General features: G+C 41.8%; 1 protein-coding gene. It reads left to right on the forward strand.

The features are described 5' to 3' along the window. The first annotated feature begins 3 nt into the window (after positions 1-3). Entirely contained in the window at positions 4-1,218 is a 1,215-nt protein-coding gene (locus QUA03_RS28885; RefSeq protein ID WP_333217157.1) for an ISAs1 family transposase, read from the forward strand. The last annotated feature ends 19 nt before the right edge of the window (positions 1,219-1,237 follow it).

Below are 1,237 nucleotides of genomic sequence, written 5' to 3' on the forward strand. Positions count from 1 at the left end.
GGTATGAGTAAAGGATTCGCTCACTCCAAGCCAGCGGAAAAATCCTCTGCGCTCAACAAGCCAAAACCTATCTCTATGGAAGATTTACAAGCTGGCTTTTCAAATTATTTTGATGACGTACCAGATCCAAGAGTGGAGCGAACCAAACACCACTTACTCAAAGATATTCTCGTCATTGCCTTATTAGCTGTGATAGCCGGAGCGGATGGGTGGGAAGACATAGAAAATTATGGAATCAGTAAGCTTACCTGGTTACAAAAGTTTTTAAAGTTACCCAATGGCATCCCAAGTGACGATACATTCCGTCGGGTATTTGAAAAGCTAGAGCCCAAAATTTTAGAGAAAAAATTGCGAACATGGATGAACCAATTAATCGGGTCAGTTGCTCAAGAAGTGATCCCGATTGATGGAAAAAGTCTGAGAGGGTCTTATGACCGAACAAAAGGGATAAAAAACTTACATTTAGTGACGGCATGGGCGAGTGAACATCGGTTAGTCTTGGGACAAGTCAAAGTTGAAGACCATTCAAATGAAATCACAGCGATCCCGGCATTGTTGGAATTAATTGACATCACCGGAGCCATTGTTACGATTGATGCGATGGGGACTCAAGCCGAGATTGTTCGGTTAATTCGTCAGAAAAAAGGCGATTATGTAGTCACCTTAAAAAGTAATCATCCAACTCTTTATAATCAAGTCAAAACCTGGTTTGAGATGGCTAAATCTCAACAGTTTGAGGGAATTAAAGTGAGTCATGATTCCCGCACAGAAAAGGGACATCATCGCGTCGAAATTAGAAAAGTTTGGGCGGTGCCAGTGGCGGCATTAGGAGGATTTTATAAACAAGAACAATGGACAGATATTCAGACTATTGTTTGTGTAGAACGAGTCCGTCATCTTTGGAACAAAACGACTCAAGAGGTACAGTTTTACCTAAGTTCTTTACCGGTAGATGCTCAGCTTAATGGTCGTGTAATTCGTCAACATTGGGGGATTGAAAACCAAGTTCATTGGACTTTAGATGTCACTTTTAATGAAGACCAATGCCGCATTCGGTCGTTAAACAGCCCTCAAAACTTGGCTCTTCTAAGACGAATGGCACTTAATGCCATCAATCAAGAAACGACTCTCCGACGTAGTTTGCGACAAAAAAAGAAACGAGCGGCGATGAATGATGACTATATGATGCAGATTCTCAAGTGCTTGTGTCAAGCCTGATTGAGATGCTCTTACCCTG

Origin of the sequence: Microcoleus sp. S36b_A4 (assembly GCF_036700645.1) — a bacterium.
GTDB lineage: Bacteria > Cyanobacteriota > Cyanobacteriia > Cyanobacteriales > Microcoleaceae > Microcoleus.

What these genes read in the sequence shown, in the direction of transcription:
- QUA03_RS28885 (WP_333217157.1), top strand. Translation starts at nt 4, where the DNA reads ATGAGTAAAGGATTCGCTCACTCCAAGCCAGCGGAAAAATCCTCTGCG.